The organism is Agrobacterium cavarae (assembly GCF_004310285.1).
Classification (GTDB): domain Bacteria; phylum Pseudomonadota; class Alphaproteobacteria; order Rhizobiales; family Rhizobiaceae; genus Agrobacterium; species Agrobacterium cavarae.
Genome location: NZ_SISF01000023.1, coordinates 296938 through 320482 on the forward strand (window position 1 = coordinate 296938; position 23545 = coordinate 320482).

General features: G+C 58.5%; 13 protein-coding genes. 8 read left to right on the forward strand and 5 right to left on the reverse strand.

Annotated elements, in window-relative coordinates:
* Positions 1–5: 5 nt before the first annotated feature.
* The 6 genes from glf to EYC79_RS04530 all read left to right on the forward strand — a co-directional run bounded on the left by glf (position 6) and on the right by EYC79_RS04530 (position 14383).
* Positions 6–1160 (forward strand): UDP-galactopyranose mutase, encoded by a 1155-nt coding sequence (gene glf / locus EYC79_RS04505; protein WP_130977263.1) that lies wholly within the window; start codon positions 6–8, stop codon positions 1158–1160.
* A 145-nt stretch (positions 1161–1305) separates the two neighbouring features.
* Entirely contained in the window at positions 1306–8436 is a 7131-nt protein-coding gene (locus tag EYC79_RS04510; protein ID WP_130977264.1) for a beta strand repeat-containing protein, read from the forward strand.
* 243 nt (positions 8437–8679) lie between these two features.
* The gene (gene fliF / locus EYC79_RS04515) at positions 8680–10368 is read left to right on the forward strand and encodes a flagellar basal-body MS-ring/collar protein FliF (protein WP_062425102.1); all 1689 of its coding nucleotides are present in this window, start codon (positions 8680–8682) and stop codon (positions 10366–10368) included.
* A gap of 345 nt (positions 10369–10713) precedes the next feature.
* A complete protein-coding gene (gene visN / locus EYC79_RS04520) occupies positions 10714–11445 on the forward strand; it encodes a transcriptional regulator VisN (protein WP_062425103.1) in 732 nt (243 codons plus the stop codon).
* Between the two features lie 10 nt (positions 11446–11455).
* On the forward strand, positions 11456–12202 hold the full coding sequence (gene visR / locus EYC79_RS04525; protein ID WP_082479154.1) for a transcriptional regulator VisR: 747 nt from the start codon (positions 11456–11458) through the stop codon (positions 12200–12202).
* A 327-nt stretch (positions 12203–12529) separates the two neighbouring features.
* Positions 12530–14383 (forward strand): methyl-accepting chemotaxis protein, encoded by a 1854-nt coding sequence (locus EYC79_RS04530; RefSeq protein WP_130977265.1) that lies wholly within the window; start codon positions 12530–12532, stop codon positions 14381–14383.
* A gap of 100 nt (positions 14384–14483) precedes the next feature.
* Here EYC79_RS04530 and EYC79_RS04535 read toward each other — a convergent pair whose 3' ends face one another.
* Positions 14484–17990 carry a PAS domain-containing hybrid sensor histidine kinase/response regulator gene (locus EYC79_RS04535; RefSeq protein WP_130977266.1) on the reverse strand — a complete coding sequence of 1169 codons (3507 nt, stop codon included), beginning with the start codon at positions 17988–17990 and terminating at the stop codon, positions 14484–14486.
* A 244-nt stretch (positions 17991–18234) separates the two neighbouring features.
* On the opposite strand from EYC79_RS04535, the gene mscL reads away from it, so the two are divergent.
* Positions 18235–18678, forward strand: a complete 444-nt coding sequence (gene mscL / locus EYC79_RS04540) for a large conductance mechanosensitive channel protein MscL (protein ID WP_130977267.1) — start codon at positions 18235–18237, stop codon at positions 18676–18678.
* Positions 18679–18774: 96 nt separating this feature from the next.
* Positions 18775–19947 carry a pyridoxal phosphate-dependent aminotransferase gene (locus tag EYC79_RS04545; protein WP_130977268.1) on the forward strand — a complete coding sequence of 391 codons (1173 nt, stop codon included), beginning with the start codon at positions 18775–18777 and terminating at the stop codon, positions 19945–19947.
* A 227-nt stretch (positions 19948–20174) separates the two neighbouring features.
* Here EYC79_RS04545 and EYC79_RS04550 read toward each other — a convergent pair whose 3' ends face one another.
* The 4 genes from EYC79_RS04550 to fliN all read right to left on the reverse strand — a co-directional run bounded on the left by EYC79_RS04550 (position 20175) and on the right by fliN (position 23511).
* Entirely contained in the window at positions 20175–20624 is a 450-nt protein-coding gene (locus EYC79_RS04550) for a hypothetical protein (RefSeq protein ID WP_062425108.1), read from the reverse strand.
* A 5-nt stretch (positions 20625–20629) separates the two neighbouring features.
* A complete protein-coding gene (gene flhB, locus EYC79_RS04555; RefSeq protein ID WP_062425109.1) occupies positions 20630–21709 on the reverse strand; it encodes a flagellar biosynthesis protein FlhB in 1080 nt (359 codons plus the stop codon).
* 224 nt (positions 21710–21933) lie between these two features.
* Positions 21934–22980 carry a flagellar motor switch protein FliG gene (gene fliG / locus EYC79_RS04560; protein ID WP_062425110.1) on the reverse strand — a complete coding sequence of 349 codons (1047 nt, stop codon included), beginning with the start codon at positions 22978–22980 and terminating at the stop codon, positions 21934–21936.
* A gap of 27 nt (positions 22981–23007) precedes the next feature.
* On the reverse strand, positions 23008–23511 hold the full coding sequence (gene fliN / locus EYC79_RS04565; RefSeq protein ID WP_062438808.1) for a flagellar motor switch protein FliN: 504 nt from the start codon (positions 23509–23511) through the stop codon (positions 23008–23010).
* Between the last annotated feature and the right edge of the window lie 34 nt (positions 23512–23545).

Genomic DNA, 23545 nt, shown 5'->3' on the forward strand with positions numbered 1-23545 from the left:
CCGCCGTGTCCCGACAGAAGATTGCAATCGTAGGCGCCGGGCTCTCCGGTGCCGTCATCGGCCGTGAATTGGCGGAAGCAGGGCACGAGGTCGTAATTTTCGACCGGCGGGATCACATTGCAGGCAACTGCCATACCGAGCGCGATGCAGAGACCGGCGTGATGGTCCACGTCTACGGCCCGCATATTTTCCACACCGACGATGCCGAAGTCTGGGATTACGTCAATCGCTTCCAGGCCTTCAAGCCCTACAAGAACCGGGTGAAGACCACGAGCCGCGACCAGGTTTTTTCCCTGCCGGTCAACCTGCACACGATCAACCAGTTTTTCGGCAAGACCCTGCGCCCGGATGAGGCGAAGGCCTTCATCGAGGAGCAGGCCGATACGTCGATTACCGATCCGCAGACCTTCGAGGAGCAGGCGCTGCGCTTTGTGGGCCGCGACCTCTATGAGGCCTTCTTCGAAGGCTATACGCAAAAGCAGTGGGGTTGCTCGCCGAGGGATTTGCCGGCCTCAATTCTCAAGCGGCTGCCGGTTCGCTTCAACTACGACGACGACTATTTCTTCCACAAATTCCAAGGCATGCCGGAAAACGGCTACACCGAAATGGTGGACGGCATCCTCGATCATCCGGACATCACGATCAGGCTGAAGACCGGCTTCGACCGGAAAGACACGGGCAACTACGACCACACCTTCTATTCGGGTGCGCTGGACGGCTACTTCGATTATGCGAAAGGCCGTCTCGGCTATCGCACGCTGGACTTCGAACGTTTCACCTATGAGGGCGACTATCAGGGCTGCGCGGTGATGAATTACGGGGAAACCTCCGTCCCCTACACCCGCATCACCGAACACAAGCATTTCTCGCCATGGGAAAAGCATGACGGATCGGTGTGCTACCGTGAATATGCCCGCGAATGCGGACCGGACGACACACCATATTACCCCATCAGGCTGGTGAAGGAAAAAGAACAGCTGGCCGAATACGTCGCTCTCGCAAACGCCGAAGAGGGCATCAGCTTCGTCGGACGTCTGGGTACCTATCGATATCTCGATATGGACGTGACGATCCGTGAAGCGCTGGATACTGCAAGGCTTTTTCTCGATCTCCACGACAAGCAAGAGAGGATGCCGGCCTTCCTGAACCCACCGCTGTAATCGAGGTCGTGCTTCGGAAAGCTGACAGTTTCGCACAAGGAACTACACCTAGGATTGTTATAGCCGGACGTATTCCGTCGATGGGATGTATCCGAGGTAGAAAAGAGGGCATGCTGCCCGTTTTGAACTTTGGTCAGGTTTATCAATGACATCGATCGTATCTTCGCTGAGCGTCAACCAGATCAGAAGTCTCACGACAAAAGCAATCGAGGACTGGAACACCGAAGACATCTCCTTTCTTACCTCCCAGCAGATACGAGCGCTGTCATCCGAGCAGGTCGCAGCACTGGAGACGGGGGATCTAAAGGCCTTCAAGCCTGACCAGCTTGCCGCTGTCTCGACCAACGCCATTATCGGTCTGACGCTTACGCAACTGGCGGTCCTCGATAGCATCTCGATTGCGAGCCTCACCGGACGTCAGGTCGGCGCCTTGACGACCGAGCAAGTGGAAGGGTTGACGAGCGCGCAGGCCGAAGCTTTGACCGCATCTCAAGTCGCATCGATGACGTCCGATCAACTGGCGGCGATGAGCCCGGACGACATCAAGACATTCTCCATCGAGGATATTGCGGCAATCTCCAGTCGTGCGATTCCGGGGCTGACGCCTGAATTGCTGAAGGTCTTATCTCCAGAGAAGATCGCGGCAATCAGTCAGAAGGCTATTCCGCGTCTGGCGATCGAACAACTCGAAGCCCTGAGCGAGTCTCAGGTGAAGGCTCTTACATCGCTACAGCTAGGGGCACTGAGACCCACGCAGCTTGCGGCATTCGATACCGATGATATCGTCAATCTGACGTCCGGTGCCATCCAGGGTCTATCTACGACCGCCATAGCGTCCTTGTCGACGGAGCAGATCGGTGCCCTCTCAACCGCTCAGCTGGCGGCTCTAACCTCATCGCAACTCAAGGCTCTGACCTCTACTCAGGTGGCCGCTTTAAGCGCGAGCTCTGTCGCCGCCTTCACCACTGGACAGATTCCAGCTCTATCCTCCCGCGCGATGACTGGACTGACTGCCGAACAGCTTGAAAAACTTTCAACGGCGCAGGTCGAGGCCTTCGCGTCGCTGCAGGTCAAGGCATTAAATTCCGATCAGATTGCCGCGCTCACATCGGCGCAGATCAACACTTTCTCGGCTGCCGACATGGCCGCCATCAACGGTGCCGCAGTTGCCGGCCTCAGCCCGACCATTCTTGAAGATCTCACGAAAGAGAATATTGCCGCTTTGAGTAGCGCGGCATTTTCCAAGCTCAGCACCGATCAGATCGATGCACTGACGTCAACGCAACTGGGGGCCATCACCAGCAGCCAGCTTGGGGCGATGTCCTCCGCTCAGGTTGCCGTGCTCGGATCGGCCAAGATCCAGTCGCTCCAAGCGACTGCCATCGGTTCGCTTTCCGCCAAGGCCATGCCAGGACTGAGCATTGAAGTCATCAAGGCTTTGACGACGGCACAAATCGGAGGTTTGAGCACGACGATTATATCGCGCCTGTCCTCCGACCAGATTGGCGCGCTTTCGACCGACCAGGTCGAAGCCTTGACCGCGCTGCAGATCAAGGTCCTCAGCTCCAGCCAGATGACGGCGCTTCACGCCGATGATATTCAGACATTCACCCCCGATGAGATCGCTGCAATTTCCTCAAGAGGGATACTCGGCGTCAGCACCGCAGCCATTGGAGCTTTGACTCCAGAACAGGTCGCGAAGCTGTCAAGCTCAGCCTTTTCAGCCTTATCGACCGACCAGCTCAAGGCTTTGACATCGACGCAGCTCCAAGCACTCACAGCCGTCCAGCTCAATGCTTTGAAGGCGGCTCAGATCAAGTCGCTTGCGGCTGAAGACATTGCGGCTCTTACCACTGCGCAGGTTGCCGCGCTCAGCACAGAAGCCGTCGCAAATCTGACCACCGATCAGGTTGCCAACCTGGAGACGGCGCAGCTTGAGGCGCTTACGTCCGTTCAAGTCAGGGCTATGACCTCTGCCCAGCTTTCGGTTCTGGATGGAGTGAGTATCAATGCCTTCTCCACGGCAGATATCAACGCGATCAGTGCCCGGACTATTCTAGGGTTGCGCCCTGACGCCATCGCCCTGTTGACGCCGGACCGCGTGGCCGCTCTGGCAACGGCCGCAGTGGCGGCGCTAACGACGGAACAGGTCGAGGCCCTGTCCGCCACGCAACTCTTCAAACTCTCTTCATCTCAAGTCGCCGTCCTGAGCTCTGCACAAGTCGAGGCATTGAAACCGGACCAGGTCAAAGATGTCTGGTTGCCCGCCGAAGGGGCAGTAAAGCCGGTCCAGATCGCCGGCCTCTCTACCACAGCCCTTGCTGCCTTGAGCACCAAGGCGGTTCCGGGCCTGTCTACTGACTTGATTGCGGCGCTGACGACAAACCAGATAGCGGGCTTGAACCCGAGCGCGGTTGCAAAACTGACGCCCGAGCAAATGACTAGCCTGTTGAGCGCCCAAATCGCTGCCCTTTCGAAGGAGCAGATGAGCGCCTTGGGGTCGGGCCAACTCGGAGCTTTGACGCCTGCGTTCATCGCCAAGCTGACCACCGACCAGATCACATCATTGACCGGCACGGCGCTGAAGGGATTGAGCTCCGAACAGATCGTCGCGTGGTCGACGGTTCAGGTGGCTGCGCTGTCACCAGGGCAGATTGCGGCACTGACATCCACCCAACTGGCAGGTCTTGGTACGGAAGATATCGCCGCCATCTCGACCGCGGGCATACAGGCTTTCGGGGCAGGGGCAATCGCCGGTCTTTCGAAAGAGGTGATTGCCGCTCTGTCCACAGATAAGCTCGCATTGCTGAGCACCGGGGCTATCGCGACATTGACGGCAGAGCAGATCGCTACGCTCTCGACCGCGCAGTTAGACGCCTTGACGACGCGGCAAATCTCCGCACTTGGTTCAGAGCAGACTGCGGCTTTGGGACTTGATGACATTGCCACATTTTCCACCGGCGACATTGCCGCCTTGTCGGCGTCTGGCCTTTCCGGGCTGTCGAGCGCTCTGATCGGCTCGCTGACAAGCGACAAGATCGCCGCCCTCTCCACAGGCGCTATCGCGGCCCTGACCGCTGGCCAAGTCGAAGCACTTAAAACCAGCCAGCTGGCAGCGCTGACCATCAACCAGGTTTCCGCCTTAAGTTCCGTTCAAACCGCTGCTTTGAGTTCTGCAGGCCTCGCGGCACTTTCCACCGATCAGATTGCAGCGCTGAAAACGAGCGCCGTCACCAATCTCCCTGGTGATCATATATCTGCGCTGACAACTGCGCAGTTGGCGGTTCTCACGACATCCCAGATATCTGCCTTCACGTCGTCGCATATTGCGGCTTTAGGGACTGCCCAGGTCGCATCTCTCTCGGAAGCCCAAATCGCGGCGATCAATACGGCTGCAATCGCCGCGCTTTCCGCAAGACAGGTCGCCGCTCTCAAGCCGAATCAGGCAGAAGCGCTGACAACCCGTCAGGTCGCAGCCCTTTCTGCCGATCAGCTTGAAGCATTCGGCGCAGATGACATCGCCAAGTTTTCGACAGGCGATATTGCGGCCATCGGATCGAGCGCGATCAGCGGTCTCTCTACAGCTGTCGTCGCAGCGCTGACCACGGCCCAGGTGACGGCATTGAACGCCAGCGCTTTCGGCAATCTGACGACGAAACAGGTTTCGGTGCTGACGACAGCCCAGACCGGCGCGTTGACGACAAAGCAAATCGCATCGCTTTCGGCTGACCAGATTAAAGTTCTGAGCACCGACCACATCGCGTCGCTGTCGGCAGCGCAGGTGACGGCTTTGAGCACCAATGGTGTATCGGGGCTCACGGCCACGCAAATGGCTAAACTGACCACACTTCAGGCGGAAGCGCTGACCGCTGTTCAGGTCGGGGCGTTGACGTCGGCGCAACTGGCCGTTCTCGGCAAGGACGCCATGGCCAAGTTCTCGACGGCCGATATCGGTGCCATCGCACCCGGCACGATCGGTGGGCTTTCGACCGCCATTATCGCCGAACTGACGACTGGTCAGATCGCAGCGCTGGGAACCGCGGCGGTGTCGTCTCTCACCACTGGCCAGATCGGCGCGCTGAAGACCGGTCAGGTTGCCGCCTTGTCCACGAGGCAGGTCGCGGCATTGACGTCACAGCAGATCGCAGCACTCGGATCGGACGATATCAGTGCGCTGTCCGCCGCCGCCCTTGGGGCAATCAATGGGTCGGCAGTTGCTGGTCTCTCCACCGATGCGATGTCGGAACTGTCAACCGAAGACCTCGCGGCGATCAGTCCGGCCGGTATCTCCGGATTGACGACGGGCCAGATCGCAGCGTTGTCCTCCGACCAACTGAAGTCGCTGACCACCCGGCAGGTGGCGGCCTTGTCCTCCCGGCAGGTTGCGGCATTGGGTACAGCGGGTATTGCTCTCCTCGATGCTTACCAGGTCTCCTCCATCAACAAGGATGCTGTACCTGGCCTTTCCTCCGCTCAGGTCGAAAAGCTGACTGCCGTCCAGGCCGAAGCGCTGACGAGCCTGCAGGTGAGTGCGCTCAGTTCCTCGCAAGTTGCGGCGCTGTCTGTTGATAACATCAAAGCGTTTTCGTTGAGAGACATCGCGGCTTTCTCTGCAGCCGCCATTGTGGGCCTGCCACCGGCAACCCTTGCCGCGTTGCCAGCTGGAACCATCGCTGCTTTGTCCACTGCCAGCGTCTCAGGTTTGACCACAGCCCAGGTGGCGGCGCTCAGCGTGGCCCAGGTTGGCAGCCTGACAACGTCGCAGGTCGGCGCTCTCGGATCGCGCCAAATCGGCGTTCTTGGCACGGCCAGCATTGCAGCGCTCAGCACATTGCAGATCGCCGCATTGAACGACGCCAGCGTCTCGGGTTTGACAGCAGCGCAGATTTCAAGCTTCACCACAGAGCAAGTCGAAGCGCTCAAAACATCACAGGTGGCACAGTTTAGCTCGACGCAGGTCGCGGCTCTCGGAACGGATGACTTGGCAGTCCTCTCGACCGCAGAGCTTGCGGCACTGAGTTCGAGTGCAATGCTGGGCCTCTCGACCACGGCACTTGCCAGCCTGTCCGCCGACCGCATTGCCGTTTTAGGAACGACCGGGGGCATTCAGGGTCTCTCCACAGGTCAGATGGCTTCACTGACCTCCGCCCAGCTTGCCGGCTTGACGACCGCGCAGATCGCGTCGCTTGGCCCCAGACAGGTCGCGGCCATCTCCACGGCCAACACGGCAGCGCTGACGACCGCGCAAATCGCGGCTCTGAGCACGACCGGCATCACAGGCCTGTCTTCCGACCAGATTGCCGCCCTGAGCACAAGCCAGGTCGAGGCATTCAACACCGCGCAGGTCGGCGCCTTTACGTCCCTTCAAGTCGGCGCTCTCGGAACAGATGATCTCGGCGTCTTCTCGACCGCAGAATTGGCGGCGTTGACATCGTCGGCTGTTGCCGGCCTCTCCACCGGTACCCTTGCCAGCCTTTCCGCAGATCGCATTGCGACACTCGGAACGGCCAGCGTTGCCGGCCTCTCGACCGCTCAAATAGCAGTCTTGAAGAAAGAGCAACTCGAAGCTCTCGCCACGGCTCAGATCGGCGCTCTCGGCTCACGCCAAATCGCCGTTCTCGGCACCGCAGGCATCGGCTCCCTTTCTCGCGAGCAGATAGGCGCATTGAGTACCGCAGCCATCTCGGGTCTTTCTTCGGCAGCCATCGCGGCACTGTCGGCCGACCAGGTTGAGGCGCTCAACCCCACACAGGTCGGCGCATTGACCTCCACGCAGATCGCAGCCATGGGGACGGACGATATCGCGCGCTTCTCGATCGAAGACCTTGCGGCGCTGACATCCAGTGCCATAGCGGGCTTGTCGACGGATGCGATTGCTCTTCTCTCGCCAGACAGGGTCGGCGCTCTGAGTGCTGGCGGAGTTGCCGGACTGACGACGCTTCAGATCAAAGCCATGAGTGTCGATCAGGTCGAGGCTTTCACCCCAACCCAGGTGACCGCTCTCGGATCGCGACAGATTGGTGCTCTGAGCGCAGCCCAGTTGCGCGCCTTCTCGACGGCGGACGTCGGCGCAATCAGTGCCACGGGTATTGCCGGTCTGTCGACGGAAACGATAGCCGGGCTCTCGGCTGAGACCATTGCCGCGCTGAGCACGCTCGGCATCTCCGGCCTATCTACCACGCAGCTTTCGGCGTTCTCCCACGATCATTTCGTCGGTCTTTCCACCGGCCAGATCGGCGCTTTGTCGTCCAAGCAGATCGCCAGCCTGAAGACGGCGGATCTGTCAGCGCTTTCCACTGCCCAAATTCTGGCACTCAGCACCGGAAGCATCCCGGGGCTCACCAGCGAGCAGGTGGGGGCGCTCAGCCTCGAACAGGTGCACGCGCTATCGACAACACAGATTAGCGCCCTGACATCTGGCGCCATTGCCGGATTGACATCCCAGATGCTCGATACCTTTACCCCTGAAAGACTGTCGGCGATCAACGCGTCCGCCATTGCGGGCCTGTCGACCGGCTTTATCGCTGCGCTGTCGACCGGTGAAGTCGCTGGCCTCGCAACGGCGGCGATCGCCGGGCTGACCAGCAAGCAGATCGCTGCCATGGCTCCCGATCAGATCGGTGCCCTCTCGACGGGTCAGATCGCGGCATTGAGCGCCGATGGTCTCGCCGGTATTTCCTCCGCCGGGATGGCGACATTCTCCACGGCTGACATTGCGGCAATCAGCACAGGTGCGATCCGCGGTCTTTCCACGGCGCTTATCGCCTCCCTGACCAGCGCCGACATTGCGGTTCTCAGCCCAAGCCAGATCGGCAATCTCGGCTATAACCAGATCGTGGCGATGAGTACGGGCCAGATTGCCACTCTGACCACCGCGCAGATTGGCGGTCTGAATGCAGTTCAAGCTGCAGCGCTTGGCACCGACGACATCGCACTTCTCTCGACCGAGGAGATCGTCGCCTTGAGCAGCGGCGCGGTGTCTGGCCTGACGACAGGCGCAATCTCATCGCTGACCACCAGCCAGAGCGAGGCTTTGACGCCCGCGCAGGTTGGGGCTCTGACCGCCGCACAGGTTGCGTCGCTTTCCAAGGAGAATATTGCCAAGTTTTCGACCGAGGACATCGCCGCTTTCAGTTCCAGCGGCGTCGCTGGGCTTTCCACCCAGACACTGGTCAGCCTTTCCAGTGCCCAGGTCACGGCACTTCTCAACACCCACATGCGTGCGCTGACATCCGATCAGGTCGCAGCCGTCATCTCCACCTATTTGGCCGCCTAAACGGCACGTTCAGCGGCCTTATTCCCGCCCTCCACCCGGAGGGCGGCATCAGTTACAGCATCGGCCCGGAAATCGGACGCGATTTTCGGAAAGCACGATGCGCAGACTTAAGGAGATAGAGCGTCCTTTGCGCGTCCATCAGGACGCAGGGTGTTCTATGAGAAATCCTCGCGCAAGCTTCGTCCTCTAGGGTGGCATCGGGACCAGAAGGTCTCGAACCCATGAATGACGGTGCGGAACAGAATGAATCTGTTAAATCAACTCCCTCAGGTTTTTAAAAACTTCGCGGCCTTAGGCCAGACGCGGCTTTTGGTGCTGGGTGGTGTGGGCGTTCTGTCCATGGCAATCATTCTCGCTGCAGCTCTTTACGTGAATAAGCCGGCCTATGAGACGCTTTATGTCGGCCTGGAAACCATGGATCTGAACAAGATCAGCATTGCGCTTGCCGAGTCCAATGTCGATTTTCAGGTTGGCTCGGATGGAACGAGCATCCAGGTTCCAGTCGGCATGACGAGCAAGGCTCGTCTGCTTTTGGCCGAACGCGGCCTGCCCGACAGCGCCAATGCCGGTTACGAACTGTTCGACCATGTCGGCTCTCTGGGTCTCACATCCTTCATGCAGGAAGTCACGCGGGTGCGCGCTCTCGAAGGCGAGATCGGTCGCTCGATCCAGCAGATCGACGGGATTGCGGCCGCCCGAGTTCACATCGTCATGCCCGAGGTCGGCAACTTCCGGCGGGGGGAACAGAAGCCCACTGCCTCCGTCATGATCCGGGCGAGCGCGTCCGCGGGCCGAAAGGCCTCCGCTTCCATTCGGCACCTCGTTGCATCCGCAGTGCCCGGTCTTGAAGTCGATGACGTGACCCTTCTCGACTCCACTGGCCAGCTTCTGGCGTCGGGCGACGATGTCAGCAACGGCGCAATGAGCCGGTCGTTGACGCTGGCGCAGAACGTTCAGCAGGAACTTGAGACGAAGATCGACAAGGCGCTTGCGCCCTTCCTCGGCATGGACAATTTCCGCTCGAGCGTGACCGCGTCGCTTAACACCGACAGCCAGCAGATCCAGGAAACCGTCTACGATCCGAACTCGCGTGTCGAGCGTTCCGTTCGCTCCACAAAGGAAGATCAGAAGTCCCAGGAAACCCAGCAGGATTCCGCAGCCACGGTCGAGCAGAACGTACCGCAGGCGGCTCCCCAGAGCGGTGGCGCCGGTCCGAAGTCGTCCGATGAGACGGCCAAGAAGGAAGAGCAGACCAACTACGAAATCAACTCGAAGACCGTGGCGACCGTTCGCAACGGCTATTCGATCGACAAGATTTCCGTCGCGGTCGTGGTCAACAAGGGCCGCCTTGCGAAGATGATCGGCGATCCGGCCGACCAGGCCAAGATCGACGCCTATCTTGCGGAGATGCAGAAGATCGTTACCTCTGCTGCCGGTACCTCAACCGAGCGTGGTGACGTGGTGACGATCACTGCCATGGACTTCCTTGAGACGCAGCTTCTGGACGAGGCTGTTGCCGGCCCAGGCTTCACCGAAGTGTTGAGCCGCAACTCCGCTGGCATCATCAATTCGCTCGCCTTCGTCGCGGTCGCCTTCCTGGTCGTCTGGCTTGGTGTCCGTCCGGTCGTCCGCTCCATGTCGGCCGGTGGGGCTCCTGCCTCCGCGGAACTGGCGCAGGATTCGGCTGGGCTTGAACTGCCAGACTTCTCTCCTGCCATGGGCGGTGGCGCTGCCGGGGGCCTCATGGAAGGCTTCGGGGCGGACTTCGGCTTCGACAGCACAGACGATCTTCTTGGTGGGGACACGGGCGAGGGCGACTTCAACCGCAGGGTCCGCGAAGGGCCAGAACGCAGACTTTCGCGCATGGTGGAAATCAGCGAAGAACGCGCCGCCAAGATCCTCCGCAAATGGGCAGTGGAAAAAGCAGCATGATAAGAATAAAGGCTGGATCAACTCCGGCCTTTTTCGTTTATTCGAAAATTCTTGCTGTAGGCGTATGGCGGATGTGATTTAGTATTTGTTCATCAAATCGCCGATTTCAGGTGGGGTATGTTGAAAAGGCGGATGTGCGCAAATTCGAACAGGTATATGTTCAGGGTTGTAGTGCACGCGAAAAAGAGTGGATAGGTCGTTACAGACGGGTACATTTCTTCAAGCGTCTCCTAGACTACAACGATTCGGTCGCCAGGGGTGTTCGTCAAAAGCGGCGCTTCTGAATGGAAATGAGTTCCATCCCGTTTAGGCATCCCCGTCCGGGGAACGAGAGGGCGTAGGCTATTGAAAGTGGATGTCGATATTCGCAGGCTGTCTGCCGCGCCAGCTGAAACGATTGCGAGGCCCTTGCCACGCAACCAGCTCATTCGCAAGATTGCAGCCGCAGCGGCGGAAAGTGACATCATTGGTGCGATGGAGCATCTGACATCCTATGTCGGCGCTTCGCACTATCTGTTGTCGCGTGAAGACCTCCTGCAGGAGGCAAGCCTCAGCTTCATCGTCACCTCCGACTGGCCCTTCGATCTGGTGCGCAAGCTTGCCAATGAACTGACCGGGACACAGAGCCGATCCAGTGAAATGGAGAAATGCCTTTCCCTGCTCAAGCCACGCGTGCTGTCTCTTCCCGACGATGCGGTCGCGCCAGCAGGGATTGATCGCCAGTACTGGACAATTACCTTTTGCGTTGGACGCATCCGCTTCTCGCTGCTTTTGATGTTTGCCGAAGGCGTTCTGCCGGCAGAAGATCGTCTTCGTGAAGCTGGAATGCTGGCCGGTTACTTTGCAAGCTTCGGCATCGTCGAAGGCACCAAGACCGAGCGCGATATCGATCTGACCGAAAGAGAGCTTGAATGCCTCTTCTGGATTGCCGAAGGCAAGACCAGCGATGAAATGGCCATGATCCTTGGCATCTCGCGCAACACCATCAACAACTACATCACCAGCGTCATGCGCAAGACAGCAACCAAGACCCGTTCGGAGGCCATTGCCTACGCGGTCCGTAACAACCTTGTCTAAAGGGCGCATCATGGGTTTCGTCAAGGATTTGAGCAATGAGGGATCGGGTCAGCCGATAGCGTCGAAGACCATTCCCTCCGTGACGCGCTCCGACCTCTTCCCCAAGCTGGTTGCCATGCAGAGAAGTCTTGGCGCCAAAAACTTCATCGTTCTGCGTGCCGTTGCAGCCGGATTTCCCAACAAAAGGAAGCTCTCCTGCGAACTTGAAAATCTGGGTCTGGCTGCCGGCGAACAAAGCGCTCAGCTGGTTAAGGTTCTCGGTGAACGTCTGCTCGATCATCTTGAATCGTCCCTGCTCCCCGTCGCCTGGACGAGCGAGCAAGAATCGGGCTTCGCCGATCTGCCGGACGTTCCCGCCCTTCTCATTCGCCTCGACAACGAGAACCTCGGATATTCCGGTGTTGGCTTCCCCGTGCGGCTTGGCACGATGGGCAACGGCTTCGTCATTTTTTGCGGTGGCAACCTGTTGCTCGACAATGAACTCATGCTGGAGCAGCACGTCAAATCCACACAGATCATGATCGATCTCCTGGCCATGGACGAGCGTCGCGTCTCGCCGTCAGAGGCACTCAGCGAGCGCGAAGTCGCATGCCTGCAACTGGCAGGCGATGGCAGGATCAGCGAAGAAATAGCAACCAAGCTTGGTCTGTCCGTTCACACGGTCAATGCTTACCTCGGCTCCGCCACCATCAAGCTGGATTCCGTCAATCGCATCCAGGCGATCGCCAAGGCTATCCGGCTTGGTTTTATCCACTGACACGCGTCGCAGTGTTCAGTCGAGCCTGAGTCTCGTGCCGTTGGTACAGTCAACTGAGCGCCCGACACGTCTGCAGACATGGCTTGAAAAGTCCGTTGGTGCCCCGCTTTGTGTGGAACACGCGCACGGTTCAGAACCATAATTTTTTGACAATAGTCATTCTTTTTCGCATCATTCGTTGGTGCGTTCGAAGACATTTAGACGTAAAATCAGCGCCTTGGAGTTGATCTAAAATCGCGTTAGCTTAGTCTAGGCTGTTGTAGAATTCCCTGAAAATTAATCCTTTTGCTTCAAATTGCCTAAACTCGTTAAGATTGGGGTTTAGCAATGGGGCGTTTCGTTTCGAGATCCATCGTGGTGCAGATTGTATGTCTGGCCATCGGTCTCATCTTCCTTGGTATCGTTGCCGTCGGTGCTTCGACCTATGTGCGGTTGAAAGAAGACGTCATGCAGACGGCTTTGATGGATACGGAACGTGCCGTCCGCAGCATGGCCATTCTTTATGAGATGAAGGTCGGCGGAACCACGCTCGCGATCGAAAACGGTGAGTTGAAATCGGTCAGCCGTCCCAGCATCGGCACCTTGCTCGACTTTGACCTGGTGGATCGTGTCGGTATGGCAAATGGTGGCGTGGCAACCGTTTTCCAGGCGCAGGGCACGGATTTCCTTCGTGTCTCGACCAGCCTGAAGAATGAAAAGGGCGAGCGCGCCGTTGGCACCAAGCTTGCCGTCGACGGTGCTGCTTATGCGAAGATCACCAAGGGTGAGTCCTACTTCGGTCCCGCAACTCTGTTCGGCCGCGACTACATGTCGGGCTATATGCCGGTTTTGTCCAAAAAGGGAGCACCGGTCGGTATTCTTTTCGTCGGCGTGCCCTTGGAGTTCTACCAGGGCCATATTGACGGTTTGCGCAACATGATCCTCGTCGTCGGTGCGGCTGTCATGCTTGCTTTCAGCATTCTCGGCTACTTCGTGATCAAGCGCAGCATGCGCCCTCTCGGGAACCTGACGGATGCGATCAGATCCCTGTCTCAGGGCAAGCTCGATACCGACATTCCTTACATGGAGCGGAAGAACGAGTTCGGCGATATTGCTCGGGCCTTGGAAGTCTTCCGCGACAATGCACGCGAGAAGCTTCGAATCGAAGGCCAGAGCGTGGAAGAGCGTGCTCAGGCGGAAGCCGAACGGTCTCGCAACGATGCCGAGAAGCTAGACACCGATCGCCAGATCGAATTTGCTGTCGGCCAGCTGGCAGCCGGTCTCGCGCGCCTGTCCGATGGCGATCTCACCCAGACGCTCGACGTACCTTTCTCCGGTCGTCTCGAACAGCTTCGGGTGGACTTCAACACTTCGCTCGCCAACCTGAAGGATGTGCTTCAGCAGGTGCGTGAGCGCACCTTCATCATTCAGAACAATGGCGCCGAGATGCGCAAATCATCGGATGATCTGTCGCGCCGCACCGAATCGCAAGCCGCGTCGCTGGAACAGACCGCCGCCGCCGTCGAGGAAATCACGGTCACCGTGAAATCCTCCGCTGAACGTGCCCGGGAAGCCAACAAGGCCGTTCGCATCACGCAGGAAAGCGCCGACAACTCCGGCTCGGTCGTCAAGAACGCTGTCGATGCCATGGGTCGCATCGAGGAAGCGTCGCAGAAGATCGAACAGATCATCGAAGTCATCGACGACATTGCCTTCCAGACCAACCTTCTCGCGCTGAATGCCGGCATCGAAGCCGCGCGTGCCGGCGAAGCGGGCAAGGGCTTCGCCGTCGTCGCGCAGGAAGTGCGTGAACTCGCCCAGCGTTCGGCAGACGCCGCTCACGAAATCAAGGCGCTGATCAACCAGTCGACGCAGGAGGTCAACTCCGGTTCGCTGCTGGTGCAGGAAGCAGGTCAGGTTCTCTCCTCGATCAGCCTGCAGATCGTGACCGTCAGCAAGCATGTCGAAACCATTGCCACGGCCACCAATGACCAGGCGTCTGCACTGCAGGAGGTCAACAGCTCCGTTAACCAGATGGATCAGATGACCCAGCAAAACGCTGCCATGGCGGAAGAGTCGAGCGCGGCAAGCCAGATGCTCGCCGATGAAGTCGAGGCCCTGCTTGGTCTCCTCCATCGGTTCCGCATGGAGCAGTCTCACGCCGGCGCTGCGCGACATAGCCAGTATGGCCGGGCAGCCTGAACAAACGTGAGACCTTAACAATAGGAGCCGCCCTTCGTCTGTAGGGCGGTTTTTTTGTGAGCGCGTGCCAGTGCAGTGATCATTTGCGCGCCGGGATAGTCTACTCCGCTGCGGCTCGGCGGGTGTTGAAGACCTGGGTGACGTAAGCACGTAGTGCCGCGGGGCGCACTGGCTTGTGCTGAACGCCGATACCGTGCTTCTCAGCCTCCGCGCGGACCTCCGGGGTACGGTCGGCCGTTATCAGCAGGGCAGGGATCTGCGCCTTCAGCCTGTCGCGCAGATGCAGGATGAGATCGATACCGGTGCCTTCAGCCAGGTGATAGTCTGCGACGACCAGATCGGGTATGCCCACCTTGCCGAGAACGGCATCGAGATCTCCCTCTGAGGCCGCTTGCGAGACTGCGCAGCCCCAGCCGCTCAGCAGCACCGACATGCCTTCGAGGATTCTTGGCTCATTATCGATGCAGAGAATATGAAAGCCGGAGAGTTGTGTCTGTTGAGGGGACGCGGTCGCAACGCCCGCCTCCTTGCCCTGTTTGGTGCTCTGCGCTTCGCGTGGCAAATGCACCTGGAACGAGGTGCCTCTGCCGACGACTGAGGACAGCTGGACGGGGTGGTGCAGCACCCGCGAAAGTCGATCGACGATCGAAAGGCCGAGACCGAGACCCGCCGCCGCCTTCATGCCTCCATCAAGCCGGGTGAACTCCTTGAAGATCGTCCGGAACTTCGAGGCCGGAATGCCCATGCCCGAATCCATCACCTGGATCACCACATCGCCGCCGCGACGGCGCGCGCCGACCAGCACCTTGCCCGACATCGTATATTTGATGGCATTGGAAACCAGGTTCTGGATGAGGCGGCGCAGCAGATTGATGTCGGAGCGCACCGTCAAGGATGTGGGCATCACCACGAATTCGAGATTCTTCTCCCGCGCCATGGGCGCAAAATCGGTTTCGATCCGCTTTAAGAGGTCGTTCAGCGGCACGCTTGCCATGCGCGGTTTCATCGAGCCGGTATCGAGGCGAGAAATATCCAGTACTGCGCCGAGGATCGTCTCGACCGATTCCAGCGCGGAGTCGATGTTTTGTACCAGATTGGTATTTTCCGAATGGCCAATACGCTCCACGAGCGCCGAGGAATAAAGCCGCGCGGCGTTGAGAGGTTGCAGAATATCGTGACCGGCTGCGGCGAAGAAGCGGGTTTTGCCGATATTGGCCTCATCGGCAGCCGCGCGCGCCTCCGCCAGCTCGCGATTGACCCGCGTGAGTTCGCCGGTGCGCTCCGCCACGCGTTGCTCCAGCGTCTCGTTGGCCTGTTTGAGCGCCTGGTCGCTTGCAACCCGTTGCGTGATGTCTGTGAAGGTTGCGACCACGCCCTTGTCCGGCATGGCATTCGAGCGCACTTCAATAATGCGCGCGCCGCCACTCAGCACCAGGGAGAAGGGGCGATCCATTGTCAGGAACTGATTGATTCGCTCGCCATGATCGCCAGGCTCGATATCCCCACGCTCCTCCAAAAGCGCGACGATCTCCCCAAGCGGTAGACCGACGCGGCCGAAATTCTCCGGCAGGTCGAGAAGGGTGCGAAAGCGTCTGTTCCAGATCGTCAACTGCTGCGAGGCGTCGAAGACTGCGATCCCCTGATCCATCTGCGCGAGTGCGGTCTGCAGCATATCCTGATTATATTGCAGGGCCTCGCTCGCCTGGTCCAGCAGCCACGCGGTATCGGCGCTGGTGTCCTCTGCCTTTTGCAGGATGAGGGACAGCACCAGCCGCGCTGAGGAGGAGCCGATGGCGCTTCCCAGCAGTTGCTCGGAAAAATGGATCAGCGCCATATCGGCCGGCTGCTCATCCTCCAGCTTTCGACCGGCAGTCTTTTCGTAGGCGGAGAGCGAACGGAGCATCCGCTCTTCACCAAGATAACGCGCAACCGCGCTTTTCAAGTCCCCGACGCTGACGCGCGTCTTCCACCCGCGCGTGGCAAATTGCGATTTAGAGTGGCGCTTGACGAAGATGCCCGATTGGATGCGCTCGACGGGACGAGGGTTTCGCGAAAGCGAGCCGAGCACGAAGGCGAGCGTATTGATAAGCAGGCTGAGCGTCACGGCATTGACGAGCGGATCGGCGCCCGGCCCGCTGAACATCTCGGTTCCGGGAAAAATGAAGCTCAAAACGCCTGCCGCGACATAGGAGTAATCAGGGCCACCAAGGCTCGGCAGAAAGAGAAGATAGGCCCAGACGAGGAAGCCGGAGCTGAGGCCGGCGATCGCGCCGCGCGCATTGGCCCGCCGCCAGAGCAATCCGCCGAAAAGCGATGGCGCCATCTGCGCGATAGCCGCAAAGGCCAGCAATCCGATGGAGGCGAGACCCGATGTGCTGTCTGCTGCCCGGTAGTAGAAATAGCCAAGCAGCAGGACGATGAAGATCGCCGTGCGGCGGATATTGAGGAGCGTCTTGGCGAAGTCGTCGCTGTGGGGCGAACGGGTCAACAACTTCTGTCGCAGGAAGATAGGCATCAGAATATCGTTGGACACCATGATCGACAGCGCGACTGAAGCGACGATCACCATTGCCGTGGCCGCGGAGAAACCGCCGATGAAGGTGATCAGCGAAACGACCGGCATGCCATTAAACAGCGGCAGCTGTAGGACATAGAGGTCGGCATTGCCATTATTTCCGATCGTCAGGAGGCCGGCGACCGCAATCGGCAGGACGAAAATGTTGATGGCAATCAGATAGAGCGGCAGCAGAAGACTTGCGGTGCGCAGTTCCTTCGGCGTGCGGTTTTCCACCACCGTGACATGGAATTGCCGCGGCAAAAGAATGATGGCAAAGCCAGAAAGAAGCGTCAGGACAATCCATCGGCTGATCGGCGTCTGGTAGGAGACCGCCTCCATCACTTGAGTATTTTCGGAAGCAAGCCGCCAGAGTTCCGCTGGCCCGTCGAAAAGGAAGAAGACGACGTAGACGCCCGCGGTGCAGATTGCCAACAGCTTGACGACCGACTCCATGGAGATCGCCAGGATCAACCCGTCCTGATGCTCCGTCGCATCGGTGTGGCGCGTGCCGAACATGATGGCGAAGCCTGCCATCACCACCGTCACGATGAGGGGAAGGTCGAGGAAATGGAGATTGCCGCTGCCGATGCCGTAATCGCGCGGGTCCACCATGGTCGCGACCGAACTCGAGACCGCTTTCAGCTGGAGCGCGATATAGGGAACGGCACCGACCAGCGCGATGATCGACACGATCATGGCAACGGTCGGGTTCTTGCCATAGCGCGCCGCGATGAAGTCCGCGACCGAGGTCAGTTTCTCGGCCTTCGCCAGTTCCACGATACGCCGGATGATGGGCATTCCCAGCGTGAAGGCGAGGATCGGGCCGGTATAGATGCCGAGAAATTCGAGCCCGCGTTCGGAGGCAAGACCCACGCCACCAAAATAGGTCCAGGATGTGCAATAGATCGCAAGGCTGAGCGCATAGACGATAGGCCGCCCCTTGTTGGGAGCGGTCTTGAGTCGTCCCTTGCGGTCGCCGTAACTCGCTACTGCAAAGAGCAGCAGAATATAGGCGAAGGCCGAGACGAATATGATCCACCCAGGCAGCAATGCAGTGTCCCCTCCACACAATCCCAAGAAGCTTATGACACTTCCAGTGAAATGAGAATTGGCACCGCATTGGCATAAAGTTCAACAGACAGGCACAGGGCAGGAAATCAACCGGCAGATGCATGGAACGAAATACACGGATCGCGCGTCATAATACCTGCACAATGGCAACCGGACTGCTATTGTCGGAGCGTCGGTGGCGTCTCGTCCCGACAAGCAAGAGGGTTTCAAGAGGGACATCTTTATGCTCAACGAATTCAAGACATTCATCGCGCGCGGCAACGTCATGGACCTGGCCGTCGGCGTCATCATCGGTGCGGCGTTCAGCAAGATCGTCGATTCCGTCGTCAACGACCTGATCATGCCGATTGTCGGCGCGATCTTCGGCGGTTTCGATTTCTCGAACTACTTCATTCCGCTGAGTTCTTCCGTAACCGCCACATCGCTGGCCGCTGCGCGTGAGCAGGGCGCGGTTATCGCTTATGGCAATTTCATCACCATCGTCATCAACTTCCTTATCCTGGCCTGGATCATCTTTCTCATGGTCAAGGGCGTGAACAAGATCCGCGCCTCCGTCGAGCGTGACAAGCTGGAAGAGAAGAAGGCGCCGGCCCCTCCGCCGGAGGATATCAAGCTGCTGAGCGAGATCCGCGATCTGTTGAAGACGCAGCAAGGCTCTGCCAGCTAGCCTCCACCCATCAGCAAAATCCGTGGTTTCTTCACGGAATATCATGCAAAGGGTGCAAGCGATGCGTTAAGAAGGCACTCGAACGGAGTGCCTTCTATGTCGGTTTTGAACAGTCTCAGTGTCCGCTCTCTGGCAGCGCCGGAAAGTGGTATCGTCGAGGTCAAGAAATACGCCCACGCCCGCGAAAATCTTCTGCCCCTGTGGGTAGGTGAGGGCGATCTTCCGACGCCGGACTTCATCTCGAAGGCCGCTGTTGACGCGCTGAATGCCGGTGAGACATTTTACACCTGGCAGCGCGGCATTCCGGAGCTTCGCGACGCGCTTGGCCGCTATTATCAGCGGCATTTCGGCGCCTCCATGTCGCCTGAGCACTTCTATGTCACGGGATCTGGGATGCAGGCCATTGTGCTGGCTGTTCAGGCTTTGACTTCGCCCGGCGATGAAATGATCTACCTGACGCCGACATGGCCGAACATCGTGTCCGCCATCGGGATTGCCGGTGCCAGGGCCGTGCCGGTCGGGATCGACTTCACCCAGGGCAAATGGGATATCGATCTCGGCAAACTCGAAAGCGCCATCACCCCGAAGACCAAGGCGTTGTTCATCAATACGCCATCCAATCCGACCGGCTGGACGGCGACCGAGAACAATCTGCGCGATATTCTGACGTTGGCGAGAAAGCATGGTCTATGGATCGTGGCCGACGAGATCTATGCGCTCTATCACTATGCAGGTGGCCGCGCGCCATCCTTCCTCGACATCATGGAAGAGGGCGATCGGATCATCTTCGCCAATTCCTTTTCCAAGAACTGGTCGATGACCGGCTGGCGCGTCGGGTGGCTGGTGGCCCCGCCGGAAATCGGTCAGGTGATCGAAAACCTGATCCAGTATTCCACCTCGGGTGTTGCGCAGTTCATGCAGCGCGGCGCAATTGCGGCACTCGACCATGGCGATGATTTCCTGGCGAAGAATTTTGCCCGCGCGGCACAGTCTCGCGACATTCTCTGCGACGCGCTGATTGCCACCAATCGGGTTGAAACCCTCAAGCCGGATGGTGCGCTTTACGCGTTCCTGAAGATCGATGGCGTGACGGATACGCGCGCGGCGGCCTTTGACATCGTCGACAAGGTCGGCGTTGGACTGGCGCCGGGCAACGCATTTGGCGCGGGCGGAGAACTCTTCCTGCGCGCCTGCTTCCTGCGCGATCCGGCGCAGATTGCCGATGCCGCAGAGAGACTGTCGGACTACATCTTGAAGAAGTCAGCGTGAGGTTTTCACACCTGAGTTAACGACCCGCAACCACGATTACAGCATCGTCCCGGAAATCGAAGTCGATTTTCGGGACGATGCTTAGTATCAAAAAGCAAGATCCATCCTCTGTGCAGTCGAAGGACGCACAACGCTCTATTGCACAGGACCAAAGAGGCGCATCGTCCCATGCAACCTCTTTTGTGATCTGTGGATGAAAATACTATACGGGTGTAACGGTCAGGATTTTAGTGCGCTGCATTCATCGCAGCGGAGTCCGCATTCTTGTAGAAGGTGGCGTAGCGCAGGCTATCGGCCAGGAAGGCGGTATTCTCGTTCGGATCGGTGGAGGGATTCTGGAAGTTGATGTAGTTGATATTGACGCCGGCATGGTCCTTGCCGAGCATCAACTGCGCATAGATTGTGACACCTTTCGGCTTGATCTCGAGATCGAGCGTGATCTCAGGATAGGTGTCCCAGTCAAGCGTGTAGTCGCCCCCGATTCCGAAGTGAACAGTACCCGGGTGGAAGTAGAGTTCGGCTGCCGAATCCACGAGATCCGACAAGCTGTTGTAATATTCAAACTTTAAAAGAGATATCAGATCAGCAGCGTCAATCAGACGAAGCTCGGCCGCTACGGGACCGATTGCGCGTGCAACTATCTCTTCTCGTTGAGCCGAATATGGGCATTTTTTCATATCGATCAGTTTACCCGTCTTTTGTTCTGACGTGCGGCGTAAACCTTGTGAATGAGTTCCGCCACAGCCTTATAAAATACTGACGGAATGACGCTATCGACCGAGACTTGCGCAAACATGGAGCGAGCGAGCGGCGGGTCCTCAAAAATTGGTATATTGTGTTCCGTGGCGATCTCTCTGATGCGCAGAGCAATCAGATCCTGACCCTTTGCGACGACGATCGGCGCATCGCTCTCTTCCTTTACATAGCGCAACGCGACGGCATAGTGGGTCGGGTTGGTGATGATGAGGGTGGCTCTTGGAACGCTGTCGATCATGCGGCGGCGGGCGCGATCGCGCGCAATCGAGCGCTGGCGGGCCTTGACGACCGGATCGCCCTGCGACTGCTTGTGCTCGTCCTTGACTTCCTGCTTGGTCATTCTGAGGTTGCTGTACCAGCGATGATTGGTCCAGAAATAGTCGGCGACCGCGAGGATGCCCGTTGAAAAGAGAATGACGATCATCATCTTCTTCAACGCTTCGTAGCCTGTCGGCACGATCATTTGAGGGTCGGTGTTGAGCGCGTTGAGAAGCCTGAAGTAATCCCCCTTCAACACCATTGTCATGATGATGGCGACGATGGCGACCTTGAACAGCGATTTGCCGAACATCACCAGACCGTCGACGCTGTAGATTCGCTTGAAGCCTTTTACCGGCGAGATCCGCTCGGCCTTCGGTGTGATTCGATCGAGAACGAATTGCGGAAGGTTCTGAGCGAAAGACTGGCCGAGGCCGAAAATGATGAACATGATCGCCGCCGGCAGAAGCAGCGAGCCTGCTTCCTTTGCGAGATGGAGGCCGAGGGACACGAGATCGCCTGCCGTATTCAGGCGCCACTGTTCCGGCCGCTCGATCACGTCCTTCAGGGATTCGCCGAGGCGCCTTGCGCCATCCGGCGCAAAGAAAACGAGATAGACGTAGAAAGCGAGCGAAGACGCAAACAGAGACGCTTCCGTTGACGCGGGGACGTTACCCTTTTCGACCGCGTCGCGAAGTTTTTTCTCTGATGGTTCTTCTGTTTTGCTGTCTTTGTCGTCGTCTGCCAAGGCAAGACCTCCCTAAGGCATATCGCGCAAAATCTTCAGCGGTTTTGCGATAACGGAATGCGTTAAGACAAAGACTTGAACGTCAGACGCGAACATAAAGATCGCGGGACGCCCAGACTGAAAAAACCCGCCTTGTCCTGGCAGGTCTACGAAAGAAGGTACAGTTTTGGGGGGCGACCTGCAAGACGGCAGCGTCCTGCAGCAAGTGTTATCAACTGGGAAGCTTATGCTGCTGCTGGCTCACCTTCGGCTGGAGCGGCTTCCTTGAGGACGATCTGACCGGAATTGGCCATGCGAATGGCTTCCTGCGCCACGGTGCGGCGTGCCACTGCAACTTCGCGGGTGTTGATGTTCGGACCGCCGGCAGAAAGGTCGGACTCGATCATGCGGCGCTGGCGTGGGCTGATGCTCGACAGCACACATTCCTTGATTTCCGTCGTGGCGCCGCGCAGCGCCATGGTGAGGACATCGCTGGTAATATCGCTGAGGAGCGTAACACGGCTGCGCTGCGGCATGTACATGAGGTCCTCGAAGAGGAAGATCTTCGGCTTGACCTTGTTCGCCGATTCCCGGCTGAGGGTTTCGAGCGAGCTGAGAAGGGTATCGACCTGGGGTTTTTCCAGTTCGTTCATCAGGTCTGCGACCTTGATGGAGCCGGTTGCGTTGCGTTCTGCCTCGACTTCGGCGATCAGCGCCAAGACGCGCTTTTCGATGATCTGCGCGGCAGTCGGGCTGACTTCCTTCATGTTCACCGTACGGTTCATGATGTCCGCACGCTGTTCGTCGGGAATGGTCAGCAGAACCTTGGCACCGAAGGAGGAGGGCAGCATCGAAAGGATATAGGCGATCGTCTGCGGATGCTCGCGCATCACATACTTGCCGATGAACTGCGGATCGGAATCCTGTAGCTGATCCCAGATGGATGTCTCGAATGCCTGGAACGCCGCACGACGGCCAAGAAGGCCGTCCACTTCGTCTGGCGTGAGTCCTTCTTCGAGGATGGCTTCGATCGCCTTGGCATTGTCCATGAGACCGGTTCCCTCGGTGAAGAGGTCCTCGAACTCGGCAACGATCTGGGCAAGTTCGTCCGGAGGGATGACACGAAGAGTCTGAGCGGAATTGATGATGGTCTGAAGCTCGGCCTGGGTGAAAAACTTCAACAGTTTTCCAGCCACGCCCTTGCCCATTGCCAGGAGCACGGCGGCAGCCTTTTCAGCCTGAGACAACGGTTTCCCTAAGACCGGGTTACCGAAATCCTCAAAGTCCATCATGGTCTTTCCTCTCCGTCCCCACAGGGATCAGGTCTTCTTAGTACTCAGCACTTCGATCAGCTTCACACCGAAACGTGTATCGTCGTCTTCCAGAACGGTAATCTCGCCGCGTGCAATGCAACGACCGTTCACCATGATCTCAACAGGTTCGCCGATTCGTCGATCGAGCGCAATTGTTGCTCCCTCTTCCAGGCCCATCAGACCTGATACCAGCATGCGGCTGGTTCCCAAAACGATCTGGACATCGATCGGGATGTCCATGATCAGGTCCAGATTATCCGCCAGTCCGCTGCCAAGCGGCGCTGCGGAAGCGGTTGCGCCCGCGTCAAAGCCAAACGCGTCGAGGTCATCGCCCAGCGGGCTTGCAGCGGCGCCATCAAAGTCGCCGAAATCGCCGAAGCTGGAGAGCGAACCATCCGCGTCGCTTTTCAAGACGTCGCGCAGCCCACCGATAGCTTGATCCAGCTCGCCCGTGTCATCGAGCGAAGGCATCAGGTCGTCGTCGGTTACAGGGGTCTTTTTCGTAGCCATGCGATAATTATTCCTTTTGAAACTTGCGTCAGCC